The 24,388-nt window shown below is 31.2% G+C and carries 28 protein-coding genes and 1 riboswitch; of the genes, 1 reads left to right on the top strand and 27 read right to left on the bottom strand.

From position 1 onward, the window contains the following. Positions 1 to 50: 50 nt before the first annotated feature. Positions 51 to 437: a rhodanese-like domain-containing protein gene (locus BJS11_RS00105; RefSeq protein WP_069995997.1), complete on the top strand. Its 387-nt coding sequence runs from the start codon at positions 51 to 53 to the stop codon at positions 435 to 437. A 267-nt stretch (positions 438 to 704) separates the two neighbouring features. On the opposite strand, the gene gcvPB is transcribed toward BJS11_RS00105, so the two are convergent. The 27 genes from gcvPB to rpoD all read right to left on the bottom strand — a co-directional run bounded on the left by gcvPB (position 705) and on the right by rpoD (position 24,383). Further along, a complete protein-coding gene (gcvPB, locus tag BJS11_RS00110) occupies positions 705 to 2,183 on the bottom strand; it encodes an aminomethyl-transferring glycine dehydrogenase subunit GcvPB (RefSeq protein WP_069995996.1) in 1,479 nt (492 codons plus the stop codon). Continuing rightward, positions 2,170 to 3,522 (bottom strand): aminomethyl-transferring glycine dehydrogenase subunit GcvPA, encoded by a 1,353-nt coding sequence (gcvPA, locus tag BJS11_RS00115; RefSeq protein ID WP_069995995.1) that lies wholly within the window; start codon positions 3,520 to 3,522, stop codon positions 2,170 to 2,172. Before gcvPA ends, gcvPB begins: the two co-directional genes overlap by 14 nt. 17 nt (positions 3,523 to 3,539) lie before the next feature. After that, the gene (gcvT, locus tag BJS11_RS00120) at positions 3,540 to 4,631 is read right to left on the bottom strand and encodes a glycine cleavage system aminomethyltransferase GcvT (RefSeq protein ID WP_069995994.1); all 1,092 of its coding nucleotides are present in this window, start codon (positions 4,629 to 4,631) and stop codon (positions 3,540 to 3,542) included. A 73-nt stretch (positions 4,632 to 4,704) separates the two neighbouring features. Further along, a riboswitch (glycine riboswitch) is annotated at positions 4,705 to 4,812 on the bottom strand. Continuing rightward, on the bottom strand, positions 4,809 to 5,324 hold the full coding sequence (locus BJS11_RS00125) for a shikimate kinase (RefSeq protein ID WP_069995993.1): 516 nt from the start codon (positions 5,322 to 5,324) through the stop codon (positions 4,809 to 4,811). (Overlaps the previous riboswitch by 4 nt.) Positions 5,325 to 5,488: 164 nt before the next feature. Next, positions 5,489 to 5,932 (bottom strand): competence type IV pilus minor pilin ComGF, encoded by a 444-nt coding sequence (locus BJS11_RS00135; protein ID WP_069995991.1) that lies wholly within the window; start codon positions 5,930 to 5,932, stop codon positions 5,489 to 5,491. After that, on the bottom strand, positions 5,910 to 6,203 hold the full coding sequence (locus tag BJS11_RS00140; RefSeq protein ID WP_069995990.1) for a hypothetical protein: 294 nt from the start codon (positions 6,201 to 6,203) through the stop codon (positions 5,910 to 5,912). The genes BJS11_RS00135 and BJS11_RS00140 overlap by 23 nt, the downstream gene beginning before the upstream one ends. Then, entirely contained in the window at positions 6,190 to 6,633 is a 444-nt protein-coding gene (gene comGD / locus BJS11_RS00145; RefSeq protein ID WP_245167039.1) for a competence type IV pilus minor pilin ComGD, read from the bottom strand. The genes BJS11_RS00140 and comGD overlap by 14 nt, the downstream gene beginning before the upstream one ends. Beyond that, on the bottom strand, positions 6,614 to 6,931 hold the full coding sequence (gene comGC / locus BJS11_RS00150; protein ID WP_069996020.1) for a competence type IV pilus major pilin ComGC: 318 nt from the start codon (positions 6,929 to 6,931) through the stop codon (positions 6,614 to 6,616). The genes comGD and comGC overlap by 20 nt, the downstream gene beginning before the upstream one ends. 28 nt (positions 6,932 to 6,959) lie before the next feature. Further along, on the bottom strand, positions 6,960 to 8,027 hold the full coding sequence (gene comGB, locus BJS11_RS00155; RefSeq protein WP_069995988.1) for a competence type IV pilus assembly protein ComGB: 1,068 nt from the start codon (positions 8,025 to 8,027) through the stop codon (positions 6,960 to 6,962). Continuing rightward, a complete protein-coding gene (comGA, locus tag BJS11_RS00160) occupies positions 7,999 to 8,973 on the bottom strand; it encodes a competence type IV pilus ATPase ComGA (protein WP_069995987.1) in 975 nt (324 codons plus the stop codon). The genes comGB and comGA overlap by 29 nt, the downstream gene beginning before the upstream one ends. A 92-nt stretch (positions 8,974 to 9,065) precedes the next feature. Further along, a complete protein-coding gene (locus BJS11_RS00165; RefSeq protein ID WP_069995986.1) occupies positions 9,066 to 9,689 on the bottom strand; it encodes an MBL fold metallo-hydrolase in 624 nt (207 codons plus the stop codon). Then, a complete protein-coding gene (locus BJS11_RS00170) occupies positions 9,686 to 10,015 on the bottom strand; it encodes an MTH1187 family thiamine-binding protein (protein WP_069995985.1) in 330 nt (109 codons plus the stop codon). The genes BJS11_RS00165 and BJS11_RS00170 overlap by 4 nt, the downstream gene beginning before the upstream one ends. After that, on the bottom strand, positions 10,015 to 11,001 hold the full coding sequence (locus BJS11_RS00175; protein ID WP_069995984.1) for a glucokinase: 987 nt from the start codon (positions 10,999 to 11,001) through the stop codon (positions 10,015 to 10,017). The genes BJS11_RS00170 and BJS11_RS00175 overlap by 1 nt, the downstream gene beginning before the upstream one ends. Continuing rightward, positions 10,998 to 11,201, bottom strand: a complete 204-nt coding sequence (locus BJS11_RS00180; protein ID WP_069995983.1) for a YqgQ family protein — start codon at positions 11,199 to 11,201, stop codon at positions 10,998 to 11,000. Before BJS11_RS00180 ends, BJS11_RS00175 begins: the two co-directional genes overlap by 4 nt. Beyond that, on the bottom strand, positions 11,185 to 12,642 hold the full coding sequence (locus BJS11_RS00185; protein WP_069995982.1) for a rhomboid family protein: 1,458 nt from the start codon (positions 12,640 to 12,642) through the stop codon (positions 11,185 to 11,187). Before BJS11_RS00185 ends, BJS11_RS00180 begins: the two co-directional genes overlap by 17 nt. Before the next feature lie 11 nt (positions 12,643 to 12,653). Beyond that, positions 12,654 to 13,196, bottom strand: coding sequence for a 5-formyltetrahydrofolate cyclo-ligase (locus tag BJS11_RS00190; protein WP_069995981.1), 543 nt, complete (start codon positions 13,194 to 13,196; stop codon positions 12,654 to 12,656). 231 nt (positions 13,197 to 13,427) lie between these two features. Beyond that, the gene (gene rpmG / locus BJS11_RS00195) at positions 13,428 to 13,577 is read right to left on the bottom strand and encodes a 50S ribosomal protein L33 (RefSeq protein WP_019469354.1); all 150 of its coding nucleotides are present in this window, start codon (positions 13,575 to 13,577) and stop codon (positions 13,428 to 13,430) included. Positions 13,578 to 13,704: 127 nt separating this feature from the next. Continuing rightward, entirely contained in the window at positions 13,705 to 15,756 is a 2,052-nt protein-coding gene (locus BJS11_RS00200) for a peptidoglycan D,D-transpeptidase FtsI family protein (protein ID WP_069995980.1), read from the bottom strand. A 121-nt stretch (positions 15,757 to 15,877) separates the two neighbouring features. Then, positions 15,878 to 16,477 carry a superoxide dismutase gene (locus BJS11_RS00205; protein WP_069995979.1) on the bottom strand — a complete coding sequence of 200 codons (600 nt, stop codon included), beginning with the start codon at positions 16,475 to 16,477 and terminating at the stop codon, positions 15,878 to 15,880. Between the two features lie 285 nt (positions 16,478 to 16,762). Continuing rightward, positions 16,763 to 17,176 (bottom strand): Fur family transcriptional regulator, encoded by a 414-nt coding sequence (locus tag BJS11_RS00210; protein ID WP_069995978.1) that lies wholly within the window; start codon positions 17,174 to 17,176, stop codon positions 16,763 to 16,765. After that, positions 17,154 to 18,026 (bottom strand): metal ABC transporter permease, encoded by an 873-nt coding sequence (locus tag BJS11_RS00215; RefSeq protein WP_069995977.1) that lies wholly within the window; start codon positions 18,024 to 18,026, stop codon positions 17,154 to 17,156. Before BJS11_RS00215 ends, BJS11_RS00210 begins: the two co-directional genes overlap by 23 nt. Then, complete coding sequence (locus BJS11_RS00220) at positions 18,023 to 18,796, bottom strand: metal ABC transporter ATP-binding protein (RefSeq protein ID WP_069996019.1); 774 nt, start codon at positions 18,794 to 18,796, stop codon at positions 18,023 to 18,025. Before BJS11_RS00220 ends, BJS11_RS00215 begins: the two co-directional genes overlap by 4 nt. 139 nt (positions 18,797 to 18,935) lie before the next feature. After that, positions 18,936 to 19,826, bottom strand: coding sequence for a deoxyribonuclease IV (locus BJS11_RS00225; protein WP_069995976.1), 891 nt, complete (start codon positions 19,824 to 19,826; stop codon positions 18,936 to 18,938). 9 nt (positions 19,827 to 19,835) lie between these two features. Next, positions 19,836 to 21,176 (bottom strand): DEAD/DEAH box helicase, encoded by a 1,341-nt coding sequence (locus BJS11_RS00230; protein WP_069995975.1) that lies wholly within the window; start codon positions 21,174 to 21,176, stop codon positions 19,836 to 19,838. Between the two features lie 133 nt (positions 21,177 to 21,309). Beyond that, a complete protein-coding gene (locus tag BJS11_RS00235; RefSeq protein WP_069995974.1) occupies positions 21,310 to 22,413 on the bottom strand; it encodes a Nif3-like dinuclear metal center hexameric protein in 1,104 nt (367 codons plus the stop codon). Continuing rightward, on the bottom strand, positions 22,414 to 23,091 hold the full coding sequence (locus BJS11_RS00240; RefSeq protein WP_069995973.1) for a tRNA (adenine(22)-N(1))-methyltransferase: 678 nt from the start codon (positions 23,089 to 23,091) through the stop codon (positions 22,414 to 22,416). Between the two features lie 185 nt (positions 23,092 to 23,276). Continuing rightward, complete coding sequence (gene rpoD / locus BJS11_RS00245) at positions 23,277 to 24,383, bottom strand: RNA polymerase sigma factor RpoD (RefSeq protein ID WP_069995972.1); 1,107 nt, start codon at positions 24,381 to 24,383, stop codon at positions 23,277 to 23,279. Positions 24,384 to 24,388 lie beyond the last annotated feature (5 nt).

Below are 24,388 nucleotides of genomic sequence, written 5' to 3' on the forward strand. Positions count from 1 at the left end.
AGCTAACAGTCTTATAATATATAATATCGGTTAATTAGGGAGGATGCAAGATGAGTAACTTTTGGTTTTTAGCATTAGCAGTTTTAATAATTATTATTGCTTATATGCTAATTAATTATCTTCTTAATAAAAGAGCAGTCACAGAATTAAACCAAAATGAATTTCATAATGGTTTGCGCAAAGCTCAAGTTATTGATGTAAGAGAAAAAGTGGATTACGATTATGGACATATTAATGGTGCGCGTAATATACCTATTACAATGTTCAAGCAAAGATATCAAGGGTTACGAACAGACCAACCAATCTATCTTTGTGATGCAAATGGTATAGCAAGCTATCGTGCTGCTAGGACCTTGAAGAAAAATGGCTATACAGATATATACATGCTAAAAGGCGGATACAAAAAATGGACTGGAAAAATCAAGTCTAAAAAGTAATACGTCTTGCTAGCAAAATATGTATGATTTAAAGTTAGAATTGTTTTAAAGCTCCATATAACAAAATAATTTGTGCTAGAGACTAGATAAACTATTTAGTCTCTTTTTTAATTATTATAACTAAGAAAGTTAGTCGAAAAATATCTAATAAACAGACATTATAACTATCATTAAGTCTATACAAATATGTATTATTAAAAAAGGAGAGTTGAGACATAAAATATGTCCAACTCTCCTTTTTTGTAAAGAAATTTACTATAATTAGTATTATTGCTTTTCGGAACGTAAGTCCTCAAATTTCAATATTGGCTGTCTAGCGGCTTTCGTTTCATCTAGACGATCTATAATTGTAGTATGTGGTGCTTCTAACACTTTATCTGGATTCTCTTTTGCTTCATTTGCAATATTTATCATTGTATCACAGAAATAATCTAACGTTTCTTTAGATTCTGTTTCAGTTGGTTCAATCATCATCCCTTCTTCTACGTTTAATGGGAAATAAATTGTAGGTGGATGAACGCCAAAATCTAACAAGCGTTTAGCCATATCTAATGTTCTAACGCCATGTTCTTTTTGTTTTGAACCGCTTAAAACAAATTCATGTTTACAATACTGTGGATATGGAATTTCAAAATGATCTTTTAAGCGCGCTTTAATGTAATTAGCATTTAAGACCGCAGCTTCTGATACTTCTTCTAATCCTTTGTTCCCCATTGTACGGATGTAAGTATACGCTCTTAAATATATACCAAAGTTTCCATAGAATGGTTTAACTCGACCAATTGAATGTTCAATATCGTTGTCGTATTTAAACACATCGTTTTCTTTTATGACCATTGGTTTTGGTAAGAAACTTGCCAATTCTTTTTTAACGCCGACTGGACCTGAACCTGGTCCGCCACCACCATGTGGTCCTGTAAATGTCTTGTGAAGATTAAGATGAACAGCATCAAATCCCATATCACCAGGTCTAACTTTATCCATAATTGCATTTAAATTAGCGCCATCATAATATAATAAACCACCAGCGTCATGTACGATATTACGTATTTCCATTATATTTTTTTCGAAAATACCTAATGTATTTGGATTGGTTAGCATGATTGCAGCTGTATTTTCATTTACTACACGTTTTAAATCTTCAATATCGACTTCGCCACGTTCATTCGATTTAACAGTAACAGATTTAAAACCAGCAAATGCTGCAGATGCTGGATTTGTGCCGTGTGCTGAATCAGGTACAATGACTTCATCACGGTGACCTTCACCATTTTTTTGATGGTATGCTTTGAAAATCATCAATGCAGTCCATTCTCCGTGTGCACCAGCTGCAGGTTGAAGTGTTACTTCATCCATACCAGTAATTTCTTTTAATTCTTCTTGTAAACTATGAATAATTTCTAAAGAACCTTGTACTTGTGATTCATCTTGAAGTGGATGAGATTCTGCAAAGCCTGGGATTCTAGCAATTTTTTCATTGATTTTTGGATTGTACTTCATAGTACAAGAACCTAGCGGATAAAAACCTGAATCAACGCCAAAGTTTTTATTTGAAAGTTCAGTATAATGGCGAACTAAATCTAATTCAGCAACTTCTGGCAATTCTGCTTTGTTTTTCCTAATAAATTTGTCATCTAATAGCTCATTTACCGCACCATTATCAATCTCTTTTTTTGGTAATGAGTATGCATATCTACCTTTTTTTGAACGTTCGAATATTAATGGACTAGATTTACTTACTGCCATTTATTTCACCCGCTTTCTTAACAAATGTATCAATTTCTTCTTTAGTTCTTAATTCTGTAACGGCTACTAGCATTTGGTTTTCAAAGTCTTTTGATACTTCTTTAAGGTCAAAACCGCCTATAATACCCTCTTGAATTAGTGCGTCATTGACATCTTTCACAGGTTTATCAAATTTAACGACAAATTCATTAAATGACGTACCGTTTGAAACTTCAAAACCTGCAGACTTGAATTGTTTCTTAGCATAGTTTGCATTTTCAAAGTTTTGTACAGAAATATCATAAATACCTTGTTTACCTAAAGCTGACATACAAATGGATGATGCTAGTGCATTTAATGCTTGGTTAGAACAAATGTTAGATGTCGCCTTATCGCGACGAATGTGTTGTTCACGTGCTTGTAAAGTTAATACAAAACCGCGATTTCCATCGGCATCCTCAGTTTGACCAACTAATCTGCCTGGTGTTTTTCTCATTAACTTTTTAGTTGTGGCAAAGAAACCACAATGTGGTCCGCCGAATTGTGCTGGTATACCAAAAGGTTGTGTATCTCCAACAACTATATCAGCACCAAAACTACCTGGTGGTGTTAATAAACCTAATGCTAATGGATTAGCATAAACAATAAACAATGCTTTTTTACCTTCAATAAACGAATTAATTTTTTCTAAATCTTCAATTGAACCGTAAAAGTTAGGGTATTGAACTGCAACAGCTGCAGTATCGTCGTCAATTGCATTTTCTAATTTTTCTAAATCTGTAATTGTACCATCTAAATCAACTTCAACAACTTCAAATTCTTCACGCGTCTTAACGTAAGTGTGTAAGACTTGTAAAGCTTGATAGTGCATACCTTTAGAGACTACGATTTTGTTTTTACGTGTTTGGTTAAATGCTAAAATACATGCTTCAGCAAAGCTAGTGATTCCATCATACATAGAGGAATTGGCTATATCCATATCTGTTAATTCACAAATTAAAGTCTGGAACTCGAAAATTGCTTGTAACTCACCTTGTGAAATTTCTGGTTGATATGGTGTATAAGCTGTATAGAACTCTGAACGTGAAATCATAGCATCAACGACTGCTGGTGCATAATGATCATAGACACCTGCGCCTAAAAATGAACTATGTGTTTCTTTTGTAATGTTCTTACTTGCTATTCTACTTAGACGTTTAGATAATGTTGTTTCTGATTCACCCTCTGGAATAGCTAATTCTCTATTTAATAAAATATCTTTTGGAACATCTCCAAATAATTCACCTATTGAGTTTGCTCCAATCGTTTCTAACATTTCTTTTTTATCTTGATCTGTTAATGGAATATAACGATGACTCACAGTAACACCCCTTTAAGTTATTTTGAAATTTGATTTTTCTTAACAATTTTTGCTTTTACTTGTCTTTTTCTTACTTGAACAATAACTTCTTTACCCATTTCGAATGCATCTCGATTTATTAATGCCAAGCCAATTGATTTGCCAGATAAAGGTGATTGTGTACCAGATGTAATCTCACCAATTTGATTTCCCTCTAAATCAAATACTTCGTAACCTGTTCTTGGAATTCCTTTATCGATCATTTCCAAACCAACAGTTCTACGAGGTGAACCATTTTCTTTTTGATCTTTCAAAACAGCTTTACCAATGAAATCTGCCTCGATTAATGGTTTGGCTGCGAATGCAATCCCTGCTTCATATGGAGTGATTGTTTCACTTAAATCTTGACCGTGTAAAGGTAATCCAGCTTCCAGTCTTAATGTATCTCTTGCCCCTAATCCACATGGCACTACATTATGTTTAAGGATTTCATTCCAAAGATACGGTGCATCATCTGCTTTACAGTAAATTTCAAATCCATCTTCACCAGTATAACCAGATTGAGATAGAATTACATTTTTGCCGAAAAATGTTACATCTTGTTTAAATTCAAATGGTTGCATTTCTGAAACATCGATTTCAACATGTTCTTGCACTAAGTCACGAGCATTAGGTCCTTGTACTGCTAATTGTCCATATTCGCTTGAGACATTTAATACTTCGACATTAAAATCTTTAGATTGTGTGCTCATCCATTCAAAGTCTTTTTCAGTATTTCCTGCATTCACCACTAATAGAAAAACATTTTCATCCAATTTATATGTTATTAAATCGTCAATTATACCACCATTTTCATTGCATAATGCAGTATATTGCGCTTTTGTAGCTGTTAAGTTATCAGTATCATTCGAGAGCAAATATTGAACAAACTTAGCAGCATCAGGTCCTTGAATAATAATTTCTCCCATATGGCTTACATCAAACAAACCAATATTAGTTCTTACTGCATTATGCTCTTCTTTAATACTTGTAAATTGAACAGGCATTGCCCATCCACCAAATTCAACAATCTTAGCACCACTATCTACAAAAGTTTGATAGAGTGGTGTTTTTTTAAGTTCACTAGACATAAGAAACCTCCTATTGATGATATATTAAAAAAACAGAGTAGACTTAACTACCCTGTTTAATATTCCAGGAATGCGTCACAGTATTATCCTTTTGCCTGAGAGTTTCGTGTAAACTTGCACCTTCGGCGACGGACTAAAGTCATATTCAATATAACTAACCATTCTCTCTAATACTGATCATTCGCAAACTACCTCTTCCATAATTTTATTTTCTAAAATAGGCAGAGATTCATTACTATTCACTTTTATGAATGCGATTTCATTATATCTTGAAACCCTAGATAAATACAAGTTTTTTAATTCCATAAATGTTTTATTATTAGCATTTGGTCTATTTTTATCATTTCTTATTCTATTGAAAATTATATTTAAATCACAATCAAGCCAAATAACATTTTGTTGTGATTTTAAATATTGGAATGCACTCTCTCCTTCAATAATACCACCACCAGTTGAAATGATGTCGTATTGCTTTAGACAAGTTTGAAGGTATTTAAATTCTAATTTTCTGAATCCTTCTTCTCCTACACTTTCAAATATCTGAGGTATCGTTCTATTTTCACAAGTCGCAATATGTTCATCCAAATCAATATAACTAAGGTGATTATTTTGCGAAATATACTTACCTAGCGTAGTTTTACCTGTTCCCATGAATCCTATAAAAATTAGTGGTTCTATATTATTTTTTCTCATAACCGTCGTCCTTTTTCATAATATGAGATATTTGCGAATCATAATATGACTCAATATTAGTTAATGTTTTTAATTCTAACACGAGTTGTATCGAATGCAGTGTAATTAATGATAAATATAGCATAAATAAAAACATAACAAAAGGTGAGATATAGGCTGAAGGATTAATAAATAATTTTTTTAACATAAATTTGTCCTTTTTCCACTTTTTTTAAATTAAGCACAACTGATTTATTATTAACAATTTTAAAGTGGACCATTATTACATTGTTTAATACAGTAATATTGCCCCTACCATTAACGGTTTTTATTATTTTATTGTTTTTAAACTCATAAGAGAGAACTTTATGAGTATTTTTAATTGAAATTTGGTGCTCATTACTTTCTTTTAATAATATTGTTGCATTATCGTCAATTAAATCTTGGGTAAAATCTCTAGAGAAAAATGCCAATTCAATATCAGAATCGTTTAGTACTTGATTGTTTATGATACTAACTGTTTTTATAAGTGAGGGTAAAATCGAAAAAATAATTGTAATTAAAAATAATGTGAATAGTGTTTCTAAATATGTAAAAGCATGATATTTATTTTTTATAACAACGTTCATTTTTTTCACCCAATTTAGTTATGCAAATTTTGATATTGTTTCGTTTGATAAAGTAGTTTTCAATATTAATACCTTTTCTAAGTTGTGAATTTTGATAATGATATAAAGTGTTTACAATAATTTTTTTCTGTTCAATTTCTTGTATTTTATCTTGCTTTGAATTATTTAATTGTATAAGCATTGGTAGAAATAAAATACATATAGTAATAATCATTGAAAACGAGAATATAGCATCTAATAATAATGAAGCAGATATATTAAACTTTTTCATAACGAATTCGTCCCTTTTCAATATGGAAAATGATTTTGTATTTAGTTTCATTTAATTTTATATATAAACTGCCGAATTTGTTAACATTTCCGCTCTTATCGAAAGTAATCATTGTAATATTTGTATGTGGAAGTATATAGCTATTTTGAGGTAATATTAGAGGATTATTTTTGAGGTATTGTTCATTAACAATAATTTTGTTAGAAAAATCATTAAATACTAATGCAATTGATTGTTGATCTTTGATTGCTTTTGATTTTAAATATTCAAATTGTGTAATTAAATGTTTTATTTGATGTTGTTCTGAATTAGATTTAATTAAATAAAGTGGAGTTAAATTAAGCTGAATAAATAAAATGATAACAATTATAGATAATACTAGTAGCATTTCTAAATAAGTGAATGCTGATTTAATTTGCAACTGCTTCACCATTGTTTATAGTTATTGTAGCGCCTGATTTACATTGTTTTTGATTTTCTTTAATATAGCCTTCAGTGATAAGATCGTCGATTGAATTAGGTTTTTTATTAAATTTTAGCGAATATGCTTCGATTTGGCTATCAATCATTTTAAGTTGTGCGTCACATCCTGTATTTTGTATATGCGAAGATTGCTTGGCGATATTTGGAATTATTAGAATTAATAATAGACTAATTATTAGCAGTACTAATAACATTTCTATTAATGTAAAAGCTTCTTTATTTAATTTGTTTTTTAACCGGTTCATTCGATTCATTTTTTCAATCCTTTTTTGTTTATTTAATAGTTTGCATTAGATCAAACATAGGTAACATAATTACTAAATATAAAGATACAATTAAAATTGCAATGAGAAAGAAAACAAAAGGTTGTATAAATCTTATGATTAATTGTAATAATTGCTCTATTTGTTCGATTATTAATTCACTATATAATTTCATTTCAACCTCTAGTCTGCCCTTTTTTTCACCTTCTTCGATGAAAACTGATAATGACTTATCAAAACAAGGTACCATCTTTAGAATTTCACTTAATTTAAGTCCATTGGTACTACCAAGTGCTATTTTATTAGCAAGGTAACTTAAATATTCATCGTCAGATTGACCACCATAAATTTCTACAATTTGCTGTAAATTAATTCCGTTTTTATAAAATAAACTCAATTCTGAGGAAATTTGAAATGTTTTATAGAGTCTGTAAAATTTCGACATCAAAGGTATGTGCAAAATGAAATTCAGCTTATTTTCTATTGAAAGTCTTTTATAACTAAGAAAGATTATTAGAAAAATAATAAATATACATATCAAGAGGTAAATCAGCATTTGTGGGAGTTTCATAATAAAAGAGGATAAATAAAATTGTATTGGTGAAACATTAACATCCAAATTTTGATATAAACTTTGAAATTCAGGAATAATAGTATGATTTATAGTTACTAACATGCTCATAAATATAATGAGTAAAAGTGCGGGATATTGAATTGTTTTGAGGAATTGACGCTTGGCATTATAATTTTTCAAAAGATATTCATGTGCATGTGGTAACGTAATTGATAAATCACTAAATAATTCTGCAAAATAAATTAATGTAACAATCGCTTTGGGATATTTTAATAGTTTAAGTATATGCGCACAATTAGCACCATTTTTTAAATCGTTTTTAATTTGTATTTTAATATCTGAATCATTCAGGTGTGTACGCTGTAATAAAAAATCAAATGACTCAGACAAGGTATAACCATGCTCTAGTAAATCTTTCAATTTAGCGAGTAATGTCAATTTATGTTTATCGCTTATTATAGTATGTTTTTTTACCCTAAAGATATTTATCCATTGTTTCTTCACAAATTATCCCCTCTTTAGTCATTTGATTTAACTTATAGCTTAAATTGTGAAATGATTCTGGCATCATTAAATTATTTTCGAAAAAGTAATTTATTTGCTTACGAGTTAGTTGTTCGTAAATTAGCTTTCTATCTTTTTGATAAGTAGTTATTAATCTTTGGTTCAAAACACTCAGTAATGATTGATTTAACTCCTGATTTGTCACTCCCATTTCAATTAATCTTAATAATGCGCCTTTACAATTATTAGCATGAATTGTAGTTAATACAAGATGTCCACTTAAACTTGCTTGAACTACATATTTAGCAATTACTGCATCTCTGATTTCACCAATTAATATGATATCAGGGTCACATCTTAATATTGCTTTGAATGAATTAGCATATGTGATGCCTGCTTTTTCGTTTATAGTAACTTGGGTAATACCAGATACAAGTTGTTCCACGGGGTCTTCAACAGTTATAATATTTAAATCTAAACACTCTTTAGCATAAATTACCATTTGATACATGAGCGTACTTTTCCCAGAACCAGTAGGACCACTAAATAAAATAAGTCCTTGTTTTTTATGCATAAGTTTAAATAAATCTTTAGTATTATTTGTAACCTTCCGTGTTTGAAAGTATTGAGGAATGATTCTAATCACGCAACTTTCTATACCTAATGATAATGGTAGTGTCGATATTCTCAAAAAATATATTTGTTTCAATTTAAAAATGTATCTTCCACTTTGTGCTGAATTATGTTTTGAGACATCTAATCCGGCTTGATATTTCATGTATGTTAGCAATTTTGAATAGGTATGTCGCTGGAGTGTCTCAAATGGGGTTAAAGTATCCTGTATCCTAAATTTAATCAAAATACTTTCTTCTGTTGGAATAAAATGAATATCAGTTGCATTATTTTCTAAAGCCTTATTTAACAGATTATTAAACAATAACTTCAAAAAAATCCACCTCCTACAAATATACACGAAAGGGGTGGATAAATTACTTTACTATTTATTGAATTAGTTGCAGTTTTATTAAAAGAATTCATTTAGCCATGCAAATATGGATTTAGTTGCTCGTCTTCCACTGTTGTATAAGGTCCATGCCCTGGGAATAATGGAAGGTCGGAATCTAATTGAAATAACTTATCTAATATAGAATCTACAAGTGTTTCGTAATCGCCTTTATATAAATCAGTTCTTCCAATTCCTTGATTAAATAATGTGTCACCTACCACTGCAAATTCATTAAAAACAAAACTCAAGCTACCTGGAGAATGCCCAGGTGTGTGCAGTACTTTAAAATGAAAATCACCTACATTTGCTTCGCCTTCATCCATAGCTAGTGGTGTGATTTGACTAGTTATTTGAGGCATACCGTATTGTTTAAATTTCTCTGACCCATTTTTCTCTGTATTAGTTAAGAAATCAAATTCTGCCTTATGCATATATACCGGAACGTTATATTTAGCAACTATATCGTCTAATGCTCCAATATGATCGAAATGTGCGTGCGTCAGTAATATGGCCGTTAAAGGTTTATTTATTTGATTCAGTTTTTTTATTATTAAATCACTATCACTTGCGGGGTCAACTAGTATGACATGGTTATCATTTTCAATAAAATAAGCGTTTGTATCAACTAATCCTAATGTTAAACTGGAGATTTTCATGAATTGTTTCCTCCATTATCTAGGTGTTTTTGAACAGAATCTAGTTTCTCATTCATTTTGCGAGATTTATCTCGTCTATCGTCTATTCTGATATTTGTGCAAACACGATCTAAACCTTTGTTGAACGGTAGTTCGTGAATTTCTTGTATGACTTCAAATAAGTCTTTTAAATCTCCTTCTATTAGTGTATTCATTGGTGTCAATTGATAATCAATTTTACCCTGTGACTTAAATTCATTCAATTTTGTTTGAATTTCAGCAATATATTTACTTACACTTGGTCCTTCAGTTCCAACTGGAATAACCACTACATCAACGATAGCCATTATTTAACTCCTTCCTTTTCAATAATATACGTATAAATCAAACCTGCTGCACCGGTAATGCCTGCATCATTGCCTAATTGCGCTTGTACGATTTTTGTATCTTGTTGTGCAGGTGAGAATGTTAAATTGTGGTATTCAGTTTTAATATTTTCGATTAGGATTAATCCAGCTGTAGACATACCACCACCCAATACAATGTATTTAGGGTTACTAGTAACACTGATAATACTGCATAAATAAGCAATATAGTTCGCAACACGTTCAGTTATAAAAATACAAAACTGATCCCCAGCTTTTGCTGCATCAAAGACTGCCTTTGCAGTTACCTTGTTATCTTTTATCAGTTGTAAAATAGAAGATTTAAAGGTTAATTTTGGATAATAAAAATTAACTAAATTTACCACACCTGTTGCTGATGCAACCGTTTCAATACAGCCTGATTTCCCACAATTACATTTAAATCGTTGATCATGATCTACTCGAAAATGACCAATTTCAGCTCCAGAACCATTGTGACCATGAACGATTTCTCCATTAGAAATGATACCACCACCAAGACCTGTACCTAATGTGATCGCAACAACATCATCCGAGCCATTACCTGCACCTTTATGTTTTTCACCTAAAGCTGCTACATTTGCATCATTATCAACATATACTGGACAATCTACAAATTGTTGGAAAATTTCTCTTACATTTACTGTCTCTGTCCAATATAAATTAACAGCACCGTTTACTTCTCCAGTTTCAAAATTAACTGGACCAGGTACACCTATACCAATACCTACTACATCTGAAAATTTATATTGTGATTGATCAATAAATTCAACAAAAGCTTCATAAATATTTTTCAGTAATTGATAACCGGTTGAATCTGAAGTATCAGTATGAATTGACCATTTTGCAATTTGATTTAACGTTTCATCAAAACACCCTAATTTACAAGTTGTGCCACCAATATCTGCAGCTAATATGATTCTTTTCATTTATTACCCGTCCTTCTTTGATTAATAATTAGTCTACATTTTAAATATTCATCATTTGAAATAAGTCCGAAATTAAATAATGATTTAATCTCTTGTTCCATCATTTCATACATATCATTTTTCTCTTTAAAATATACAATAAAACCAAACTTTTTTAAAAGTTGTTGCACATCATAGAAATTACTAATCTGTTGATTCACTATTATCGCTCAATTCTTTATATAAATTCTTATAATCTGTATTAGAAGGATCAGATTTCAAAGCATCTTTAATATATTTTTTAGCTTTATCATTATTATCTAGCGATCTGTTCACAACTGCTAATTGATAATTTAAAAGAGCTGATTTTGGAAAATATCTTAATCCTCGTTCCCATGACGCAATACCTTCTGCTTTTGAATTTTGCGTTGAGTTAATTAATCCTTTTAAATAGTATGTTTCATCATCTGCATATTTCTTATCAATAGTATGTTGAACCATATCTTTAGCTTCACTATAATTACCCTGTTTCATCTCTTTAGTAATAATTGTATTGTAAATATTATCTTCTTTAATTGTATATATTCGAACTTGAGCTGCAATAAATAATACAAGCATTAATATGACTAATATCCAAAACCAAGTTTTGTTTTGTTTGAAATAATAACCAATCAATGTGATTAGTAAACCAGCAATAAATCCACCAATATGGGCAACTATATTTATATTATCCATCAATAAAGATAATCCAATCATAATTACTAAGACAATTAGCAATTGCCCAATTAATTTTCGATTAAACTGTTTACCTATATACATAAATGTGAAAATTGCACCTATTAAACCGAAAATTGCACCGCTAGCACCTACCGATACAGTGTCGGTATTAAACGATAATGATGCAAAATTACCATACAACCCGGCCACAAAGTAAATTAAGAGCATGCGCCAATGTCCTACAATTGATTCTACAATTTTACCGAATATAAATAAGCTTAGCATGTTCATTAAAATGTGTTCAAAATTGTAATGTAAAAAAAGTGAACTAATTAAGCGGTACCATTCACCATGCACTACATTAAAATGAACTAAACCACCAACATCTAATAATTTTAAATCTGAAAAACGATTCAAGAATAATACCATGGATAGCCAAATGATAACGTTAATAAATATTAAAGCATAAGTAACAGGTGCAAATTTAATCATATGCTTTTCTATTGGGTTTGTATTTAAAGCACGTTGTTTATAATAAGATTTCGTATGTTTAGTATCACGCGTAAACATTTGCTTTATAAATATGTTTGGCATTATACTTTCAAGTTGTTGTTCTTCTCTAATTATTTTGACTTTGAATCTTGCTGGATGCGATTCATTTAAATTTTCATCTGTAAACATTTTATCAGTGAAAATAAATAATTCACACGCACTCGGTGTAAAATTTAAAAATTCATTTATATTTTCTTGATGATCTTGTATTTTACTTTTAACAAATCTGACATCTTGAGTTGAATTTGCTCCAAACTTAAAAATAGCAACTTGCTTTTTTCTAGAATTTGCAAGCCAAATTTCACTATTATCTTGATTACGATGAACAACATGATAATTTTGATACTTTATCCAAGTATAGATGCACTTCCAATAATGTTTTTCTGTAACCATTTTTCCCTCCATTAACGTGTTGTAGCTATAATTAATTTTTCTACGGGTTGATCATGCATTTCAGGATTAAATTCATTTAACTGAAAATCATATAGTAGACTAATGGTCATTTGCTGATTATGGCTTAAAAACTTATCAAAGTATCCGCCGCCATATCCTATTCTGTATCCACTTTGATTAAAAACGACTCCTGGTACAACTAATAAATCTAAAGCACTAGAAATTTCAGAATTTTGAATAACATGATTGATACCTTTTTCATCTGGACCTATATTGTCAAGATGTGTCAAACGCTTAAATGTCATTATTCGGGTTTGATAATTAGTTTCTGGTACAAATACTTGTTTTCCATCTGAAAGCATATGCTGAATTATAGAATATGTATCAACTTCATGTGCCATGGACAAGACAATTCCAATTCTAGTTGCTACTTGATATTCTTCTGTATTGAAGAATAGTTTTGCTAAAAAACCATCAGCTAATTTTTTATCAGATAGTTGTGAAAATAATTTCATCTTTTCTAGTTTCTCTTGTCGCAATGTTTTTTTAGTCATAAGAACACCTTCCCGTAAAGCATACTTACATTATTATAACGTTAAAAAATTATAATGTCATTTAACTGTATTTGAAATTTGATCGATGTTATATATATTTACAAACCATTTAATGTTAACTTTTTGCATAAAAATAGAGGCTAGACATAATTGTGTCTCAGCCTCTATAATAGAGTAGATACTACTTAATCTTAAAACATTAAGTTTTTGTAGTCTTCTCTTAAAAGTTAATTATTTTGTTTCACGGTGCAATGTGTGTTTATTATCACGTGCACAGTGCTTTTTCATTTCTATACGTTCAGGATTAGTACGTTTATTTTTTGTAGTAATGTAGTTTCTTTCTCCACATTCTGTACAAGCTAGAGTTACGTTTACGCGCATGCTAATTCCTCCTTACCTTTTCAAAATACGACCTACTAATCATACCATTTAGTTATAAAATTGAAAAGTATTATTTTTACTAAAGTCGATTATAACAGTATTGTTTATCGTTGTAATCGACACAATATTAGTCTTTAGATTTTTCCTTGAAGTAATAATTAATGACGTCTCGTCCTAAATCCCCACCATTTAACCACGGTTCAGGTACAGGTTGATTGGTATAAACGATTGAAAATGCCAATTTAGGATTCTTAATTGGTGCATAACCAATATATGTTGAGTTTACTCTAGGTTTGCCATCTTGGAATACTTCGGCAGTACCTGTTTTACCAGCTGATGGAACTTCGGTATTTCTAAAGCTCTGATAACCAGTACCATCTTTTTCATTAAATGCCATTTTAAAGCCTTCTTGTACTTCACTTATTTGTTGTGGTGTATTATTTACTTTATTTAAGACATTTCCTTTGAATTTTTCTTTAACTGGACCTAAAGTATCTTTATTTGTCGCTTTCCTTACTTCTAAACCTACGTGTGGTTGAACTCTATATCCGTTGTTACCAATGGTTGAGACATATTGAGATAATTGCATTGGCGTGTAGGTGTCATACTGACCAATAGATAAATCTAAATAGTTACCCGGATTATCTGTTAATGGCTCAATTTGACCATTCGTTTCGTTCGGTAAATCAATACCTGTTTTCACACCGAGACCAACTTGATTTAGTCCTTTACGTAATTTCTGTCCTGCGTCAGATATATCCGTAGGTAATGACATATTTGGAGTGTAAGGTGAACCTGCTAACTTTAATGCAGTTTTAAACATATATACGTTTGATGAGTGCATTAGCGCCTCTTTATCATTAATTCTTACTTTACCATCTTGGTTGAAATAAGAGCGCTTAGTTAGCCCGCCAGCGAATTTCAGTGGCTGATCTATCATTTCTTCTCCAACTTTTATAGCATTGTTTTGATATCCAGCTAATAACGTACCGCCTTTTACAGAGGATCCCACAGCAAATTGTGCTGTGAATGTTCCAATATCATAGTCAGTCAAATTACCATTTTTATCAATTTGTTTACCTGCCATGGCTAAAATATCACCATTGTTAGGGTTTTGAACAACCATGAGTGCATTATCCATGTCTTTTGCACCTTCACTACGTAATTTTGAAATTTGTTTTTCTAGATACTCTTCTGTTTTCTTCTGTAAATCTACATCGATGCTTAAGACTAAGTCATCACCACGAGAACCATGGCTAATTACCTTAGAATCGATGACATCACCCGATTTGTCAGTTGTATATTTCATTTCTTTTTTCTTACCTTTTAGAATGTCGTCGTACTGATATTCTAAATATGATTTACCAACACGATCATTTCTTGAATATCCTTTTGCTAAATACTTCTCAGTCAACTCTTTTGGAATACCTTCTTCTGTTGTCGAAACGTCTCCAAAGATACCCCTCAATGTATCGCCATAAGGGTATTTTCTGTCCCAATCCATTGTTGTATTTACGCCAGGTAGTTCTTTAAGTTTTTGGGAAACTGCAGCATATTCTTCGTCAGTCACATCTTCATTTTTTATGGTTTGGGGATCTAATGAAGATCCAGACATCATTTCGCGGTATATAGCTAGTATTTGCAAATCTTTTGAATTTAATGTATCAATTTGTTTTTTACCTATTTTCTTATAGAGTGTCTCATCGTAATCCTCTTGACTTATACTACCATCATCTAAAAGTGTTTGTTCTTTTTTCATTAATTCTTTTGCTTGATTAGGATGAAGTTGTATCCAATAATCTTGTTTATCACGCTCTGTAATTTTTTTTGTATCCATTTTTATAAGCTTAGATAAATCTTTTGCAATATCCAACACTTCAGAAGGTGTTGTTTTTCTACCACGTGCATATGTAATTGCTTTTTTAGATGCGTTATCAACTAACACTTTCCCATTACGATCTAAAATACGGCCTCTTGGGACAGCTTCATTCACCGTTAAATTTTCACTATTCTTAATCATTTGTTTATAGTGAGAACCTTGAGCAATTTGTAAGTATCCTAACCTTAAAACTATGATTGCGAAAATAAAGACGATGATACCAAAAATAAAACTTATCCTCTTATTCATTGTATTTCTGATTTTTTCATCATTTGATTTTTCTTTTAATCTTTTTAACAAAACAACCTACCTCTATTCAAAAGTTCTCACTCTAAATGATATATGAAATCAGCCAATATTTCTATTATTTTAACTAAAAAAATGACGACCTTTGTATAGGCCGTCATGTATATCTCTGCAATTATTTTGCAGCGTTGTATAATTCGTCAACTTTTTCCCAATTAACAACGTTCCAAAATGCACTGATGTAATCTGGACGTTTGTTTTGGTATTTAAGATAATAAGCATGTTCCCAAACATCTAAACCTAAGATAGGTGTTTTACCTTCTGTTAATGGGTTATCTTGGTTTGGTGTAGTAACGATTTCTAAGTTACCGTTATTAACTACTAACCATGCCCAACCAGAACCGAAACGAGCTGCAGCTTTATCTGCAAATTCTTCTTTAAATGCATCTAAAGAGCCCCATTGTTCTTTAATTTTATCAACAACAGTACCTTTTTCTTCTGAGTTTGGAGATAATAATTCCCAGAATAATGAGTGGTTTAAATGTCCACCGCCATTATTTCGAACAGCTGTTTGAATGTTTTCTGGAACACTGTCTAAGTTAGCTACAATTTCTTCGATAGATTTAGATTCTAAATCAGTACCTTCAACTGCTGCATTTAATTTAGTTACATAAGTGTTATGGTGTTTGTCATGGTGAATTTCCATTGTTTGTTTGTCAATGTGTGGTTCCAATGCATCAAAACCATAAGGTAAATTTGGTAATTCAAAAGCCATAAATAATCATCCTCCTAATTAATCTTTAAGTTAAGGATAACAAGTAATAATTATGACAACAATTAATATGCTTAGTTATTAATTGTAAAGTCATAAAATTGTCTATGTCATCTTTAATTACTTTATTAGTATATCTCAAAATGCACTGATTTAAACATTATTAAGCCACAAATTTGATAAAATGGCTTAATTCATACTAATGGCCTATGTTTAAAAATGACATCTGAAGCAGATCATTAATTGGTATACGTGTGTAAAATGATTAATTTCTAGCTATATAAAAATTTATGCGTTTTTACATGATTCACAAACACCATAAACTTCTAGCTTATGTGTATGTATATCCACATTCGGTAAAAATGATTTAATTTGCTCAATCGGACAAAAATCAATAACTTTTGTATCGCCACATGCTTCACAAATAAAATGATGGTGATGATGATCAGTACATGCAATTCTAAATTTCATTTCCCCGTCTAGTTCTGTACCTTCAACAATGCCAAGTTCTTTAAATAAATGCAAATTTCTATATATTGTGTCGAATGAAATACCAGGATAGTTCTTATCCATTTTTTGTTGAATCATTTTTGCATTTATATATTTATCTTCAGATACGAAAAAGTCTATCATATCTCGTCTTTTATTTGTGTATTTATGACCATGCTCTTTTATTATATTAATTGCTTCTTCCGTTTTCATTTTTAGCCGCTCCTTTTAACGCACGAGTTTTAAATCTTTGAAATAACATCGTTATTGCTAATATCAATACAAGTAATACTACAATTACTCCACCTGGAGAAATATTCATGTAAAACGCTAAAATTAGTCCTCCTACAACTGATATTTCTCCTATAATGACACTTAAAATGATTAATTGTTTAAATCCTTTCGTTATTCTCATCGAAATTGCGACAGGTAAAGTAATTAATGCACTTACTAATAAAATACCTACTACGCGCATAGATGCAGAAATAACCATTGCAACAATGATAATAAAGAGTAGTTGTATCCATTTGGGGATGCCAATTACTTTACTATATTCATCATCAAACGATAATATAAACAATTCTTTGTAAAATGACAATATAAACGCAAGTACAATCACAACTATTGCGATGATTGTCATTAAATCGCTTAATGTAACTGCACTAATCGAACCAAATAACAAACCAACGATTTCTTGGTTAAAACCATCTGCAAGAGAAATGAATATCGCACTTAGTGCAATCCCAGCACTCATAATAATAGGAATCGCAATTTCTTGATAGTTGTTATAAGACGTTCTTAAATATTCAATAAGCAGTGCACCAATGATTGCAAATAAAATACCAAACCACATTGGATTAATAAAGGCAAATGCCGGAATAATCGTTATGACGAACATACCAAATGATATGCCACCAAGTGTTACATGACTTAATGCATCGGCAATTAAAGACAAACGTCGAACTACGATGAATGCACCAATAAGTGGAGCAATAAAACCAATTAGGATACCACTTAACATCGAATAGCGCATAAAGTCAAAATTTAATAAGGCTTCTATCATGATGAACAGCACTCCCTACTATGTTGATGATCAACGAATTGTATAGGATGTCCGTAAATTTTGGAAATTTCGACCTCATCAAGTGATTTAAAATCTTCTGTTGTTCCATGGAAGTGAAGATGCTTATTTAAACAAGCGACTTCTGTAGCCGTGTCTGCAACAACACCAATATCATGCGTAACTAGAATAATCGTTACACCATCATTTTTAAGCGTCTCTAATGTTTCATAGAATTCACTAACATGCTTGGCATCGATACCATTTGTTGGTTCATCTAGTATGAGTACAGATGGATTACTGATTAATGCACGAGCAATTAAGACTCTTTGTTGTTGACCACCTGATAATTCAGCGATATTTTTATCTATCAGATGTTCAATATTTAAACGTTTTAAAACTGAAACAACTTGTTGCTCATCATTTTTGTTAAACCATTGAAATAATCTTTTACGTTTTGTAAGACCACTAATAACTACTTCTTTAACGCTTGCAGGGAATCCAGCTTTGAATGCTTGAGCTTTTTGTGAAACATAGCTAATTTTTAATAACGATTGCTTGCCATTATAATCAATGCCATCAACAAACATTTGACCTTTTTGAATGGGCAATAAACCTAAGATAATTTTTAATAAAGTCGATTTTCCAGCGCCATTTGGACCGACAATTGCTACAAATTCTCCTCTATTAATTTTTATATTTATATTTTCAAGTACTTGTTTATTATCAAAATAATAATCTATATTTTTTAATTCGAATACTGGCGTAGACATATTTTCACCTCGTTCTTTACTATACAACGTGCATAGCTCATTGTAAATAGTAATGTTTACGACTTAAATAAAAAATCAGGCTAAGACACGGTATAATGTCTTAACCTGAATCAAAGTTACTTTTAACTTGAGTTTAATACTATTGATTTAAGATTTTAGTTTTCAAATCTGCATCAAATTGTTGTGCTTTTAGCATTTCAATTTCTAATTTATATGGAGGTTTTTTATTCTTCTTATCTTCACCTACATATGGTGTTTCTAATATTTTTGGTACATTTTTAAAAGTATCATGATGTACGATGTAATTTAATGCATCGAATCCAATATAGCCAAAGCCAATATTTTCATGTCTATCTTTGTGTGCACCGATATCATTTTTACTGTCATTTACATGTACAACTTTAATACGATCAACGCCAACAATTTTATCAAATTCATTTAATACACCGTCGAAATCTTCTTTGACATTATAGCCTGCATCATGTGTATGACACGTATCAAAACAAACAGACAAACGTTCATTATGATTGACGCCATCAATGATACGAGCAATTTCTTCAAAATTCCTACCGATTTCTGAACCTTTACCAGCCATAGTCTCTAATGCGATTCTAACATTATTATCATTAGTAAGGACTTCATTTAAACCCTCTATTATCTTTTGTATGCCTGCATCTGTTCCTTCACCAACATGTGAACCTGGATGTAATACAATATCTTGTGCGCCGAGTGCTTGGGTACGTTCTATTTCACTTTGTAAGAATTCGACACCTAATTCAAATACATGTGGTTTTACTGTATTTGCTATATTAATAATGTATGGTGCATGTACCACGATGTTAGAAAGTCCATTCGCTTCCATTACTTTATGTCCTTGCTCGATGTTTAATTCTTCGATAGGTTTTCTTCGCGTGTTTTGAGGCGCACCAGTATAAATCATAAATGTAGATTCACCGAATTTCGCTGCTTCTTCTGCGGAACCTTCTAACATTTTTTTACCGTTCATTGATACATGTGACCCTAGTAACATATTTCCCACCTATCCTTTTCTATTTTTTCTTTCTTGCCTACTTTTTTGTTTACTAAATTGTTTACGTTCTTTACGTTTTAAGTCATCTAAATCACGTTTAAATTTCTTTTTATAACCTGGTTTAACTTTCTTCTTGTTTGTTTTCACTTTATATTTCAATTGATTTGTTAAATGATCATCTTTATTTTTACGTGATTGACGCATATTATGTGCTTTAATTGGTTTTAATTCATCATCTTTAATATCAACATTTTCAAACTTATAACCACGTTGTTCAATTAAAGCAATATTATGCTCTTCATCAGGACTATATAGCGTAATAGCAACACCCTTATATTGACCGCGGCCTGTACGTCCAACACGATGCGTAAAGAAGTCGATATCATTAGGTACGTCAAAATTAATTACATGACTAACTCCATCAATATCAATACCACGAGAAGCTAAATCACTGGCAATAACAAATTGAAATTCTAAATTTCTAATTCGTTTCATTTGCTGTTTACGTTCTCTTGGTGTTAGCCCACCGTGAATCATTCCCAATTTTAACCCAGCAGCATTTAATTGTTTTGCCAATTCATCTGCACTATCTCTACTATTACAGAATATAATGCATAGATATGGGTTTAATATATCTATTAATTTTAATGTTTTTTCTATTTTTGCCTCACCTTTTGTAGGTATCAAATAGAATTCTATATTTTTCTTGTTTTTTTCAGTATTTTCAATTTCCACAAACTCTGGATTTTCTAAATACTTATTTAAAAATGGGTGTAAAGATTTAGGGATTGTCGCACTAAATACTGCTATATGAGCATTTTCATCTAATCTTGTTGCTACATGATCTACTTCATCGATTAAACCTAAATCAATCATTAAATCAGCTTCATCAATTACCAAATAAGAAGCTAAATGTACATGTAAATCCCCATATTTAGCCAAATCATTAATTCGTGTTGGTGTACCTATGATGAGTTGTGGTTGATTTTTAGCACGGTTACGGTCTTTCTCTATATCTGTTCCACCAATAAACAGTTTCACAGAAACGCCTTCTTTAAAACGTGTTAAGTGTGTTGCAACATCGAATAATTGTTGTGCGAGTTCGCGTGTCGGTGCTACAACAATTGCTTGCGGTTCTTTAAAGTCAATATCAATTAAATTTAATAACGGTAATAAAAATGCATGTGACTTGCCCGTGCCTGTTTGTGACTGTCCTATTAAATTTACTTGTTTTATAATTTTAGGTATAACACGTGTTTGAATTTCAGTTGGTTGGTCGAAATTCAAATCTTTTATAGCTTCAATTAGACTTGGTTCTAAATTAAATTTTTCAAATGGGTGATTTGCCATGTCTTGGCCTCCTTAAATCTTCATCTTATCTATTATAAAGCATTGTCTTATAATTTTGAACTAAATTTTTTATTTGAAAGTTTTAATTACGTGTAATAACTCGAACCTACAAATAGTAAATTCGAGTTAATTTCTATAAATATTCAAATGGGTCTGTATTTATTTGTGATGCATAAATATTAAATTCTATTTCACTGTTTTCTAACCAATTACTTAAAAGGGAGGCTAAACCTTCACGCATGACATATTCACTATAATGATTAATGTCTAATAAATTAATACCTGCAATTTTTGCGTCCAATGCATCATGATGTTTAATATCACCTGTTACAAAGATATCCGCACCTTTTCGACGAGCATCATATTCAAAACCGATACCAGAGCCACCGATAATTGCAACAGTTTCTATTTGGTCAGAGATGTTTCCGCTAAATCGAACACTTGGCATTGCTAGTTTTGTTTTAACATGTTTAACAAAATCATCGACACTTAATGGTGTTTCTAATCGACCAATCATACCTAAGCCATAATCAGCTTCTTTTTCAAGTGCTATGAAATCAAATACAGGCGTTTCGTAAGGATGGTATTTTTCAATTAATTGTTGAGCTAGATGCTTCTGATTGTTATTAATCATAAATTCAAGTTTACACTCATCAACGTAAGCAATATGATTTAATTCCCCAATATGTGGATTAGCACCTTCAACAGGTTTAAATTGACCTTGTCCCACACTTTCAAAGAAACAGTATTGGTAATCCCCTTCTTGTGCTAAGCCTGCTTCACTTAATTTATCTTTAAAATCAGTTAGGTTTTCTTGGGGTATAAATACTTGCACTTTATAATATGTTGTTATTTCTGGATTTAAAATGGATTGATGTTTCAATTCCAATTTATCAGCCAGCATAGCATTTACACCTTTTGGGTACACGTCTAAATTTGTATGCAAAGCAATGAGATTCATGTCATTTTTAATCAATTTTCGTAATATTGCACCATAGCCTTCTTGTTCAATAATTTGTTTTACACCTTTAAAGATAAGTGGATGATGACAAATAATTGTATTGCAATTTTTATTAAGTGCATCTTCAACGACTTCATTTGTACAATCCAAGGCAGTCACTATACCTGTAATGTTAGAAGTTTCATTTCCAACTAATAATCCAACGTTATCCCATGATTCTGCGGTATTTAACGGGGCATGTTTATCAACCATTTCAATTAATTGTTTAATTTTCATTTACATCACCTCATCTATTAATAGAAGTTCATTATTAATTTCTGCTAATCGTTCTTTGTGTGTATCTGAATTTAAATTTTGTTTAATTTTATCCAAAGCTTCGCGCTCATGCTTCCATTTTTTAAAAAATAATTCAGTTTTTTCTTGAAGTAATTTAGGTCCAAATTTAATTTCTTGTTCAGACATTGTAGCAGTATTTTTATCAAAATCTGCAACTATAATTTCATATATATGTCCTTTTTCTTCTAGAATTTCTTCTTCAACAATTGAATAATTTAGTTTAATTAGCTGTCTTCTGATTGCACTTGATTGGATGTTACTTTGAAGTATGAGTCTTGGTTTGTTTTCTAATTTTGAAGCACCTGCTTCTAATATTTTAGCAATCAGTGGTCCACCCATGCCGCATATCGATATACTTGAAATATTATCATCAGATTGTATGACTGATAACCCATCACCCAATCTCACTTGTATTTTATCATTTAATTGATATGCTTTCACATTTCTTAATGATGCTTCATAGGGTCCTTTTATAACTTCACCGGCAATAGCAGTTTGCGTTAAACCGTGTTCTATAGAATAGATAGGTAAATATGCATGATCGGAACCAATATCTGCTAGACAATCGCCTTTGATATAAGTGCTTACTTTTTTTAACCTTTGTTTTAATGGAATCATGTATGCGCTCCTTTTTAAATATGTAAAAAGGCTGGGACATCATTACTTGTCTCAGCCTCGAACGTTTTATTGACAAAAGTAGCTTAAATTGAAAATATGTATATTCGCATATTTCCGGTTTAAACTACTTTGCCGAGAAAGAAAAGCAACTATAATTGATATAAATCCTTTTTCATTCTCTAAGATTAATCCATAAAGTCTTTTAATCGTTTGCTTCTGCTTGGGTGTCTTAACTTTCTTAAGGCTTTCGCTTCGATTTGACGAATACGTTCTCTTGTTACACCAAACACTTTACCGACTTCTTCAAGTGTACGTGTACGACCATCATCTAAGCCAAAACGTAAGCGTAAAACATTTTCTTCACGATCAGTTAATGTATCTAAAACATCTTCTAACTGCTCTTTTAGTAATTCATAAGCAGCATGATCTGAAGGACTTTGAGCCTCTTGGTCTTCAATGAAATCACCTAAATGACTATCATCTTCCTCACCAATAGGCGTTTCTAAAGATACGGGTTCTTGAGCAATTTTTAAAATTTCTCTTACTTTTTCAGGTGGTAAATCCATTTCTTCACCAATTTCTTCTGGAGCAGGATCACGACCTAAATCTTGTAATAATTGTCGTTGAACACGTATTAATTTATTAATCGTCTCAACCATGTGTACTGGAATACGAATTGTACGTGCTTGGTCAGCTATCGCACGTGTTATTGCTTGACGAATCCACCACGTAGCATATGTGGAAAATTTAAACCCTTTATTAAAGTCAAATTTTTCAACTGCCTTAATCAAGCCCATATTTCCCTCTTGAATAAGATCAAGAAATAGCATACCACGACCTACATATCTTTTCGCGATACTTACAACCAAACGTAGGTTGGCCTCTGCTAAACGTGATTTAGCAACTTCATCACCTTGTTCAATTCTTTTCGCTAATTCTATCTCTTCTTGAGCATTCAATAAGTTTACGCGTCCGATTTCTTTTAAATACATACGGACTGGGTCATTAATTTTTACGCCTGGAGGAGCACTTAAATCATTTAGGTTTAGTTTCGAATCTTTATCTGAACTATCTTTTTCATTAACTAAACTAATATCGTTATCAGTTAATTGGTCGAATAGCTCATCCATTTGATCAGAATCCATTTCGAAGTTTTGCAGTTTTTCTGCAATTTCTTCGTGACTAAGGTGTCCTTCTTTTTTACCTTTTTCAATTAATTGTTTTTTTACATCTTCTAAAGTTAGAGATGGGTCAATAGTTTGTTTTTTAACTTTAACTTTATTTCCAGACATGAAAA

Origin of the sequence: Staphylococcus caeli (assembly GCF_900097965.1) — a bacterium.
Lineage (GTDB): Bacteria > Bacillota > Bacilli > Staphylococcales > Staphylococcaceae > Staphylococcus > Staphylococcus caeli.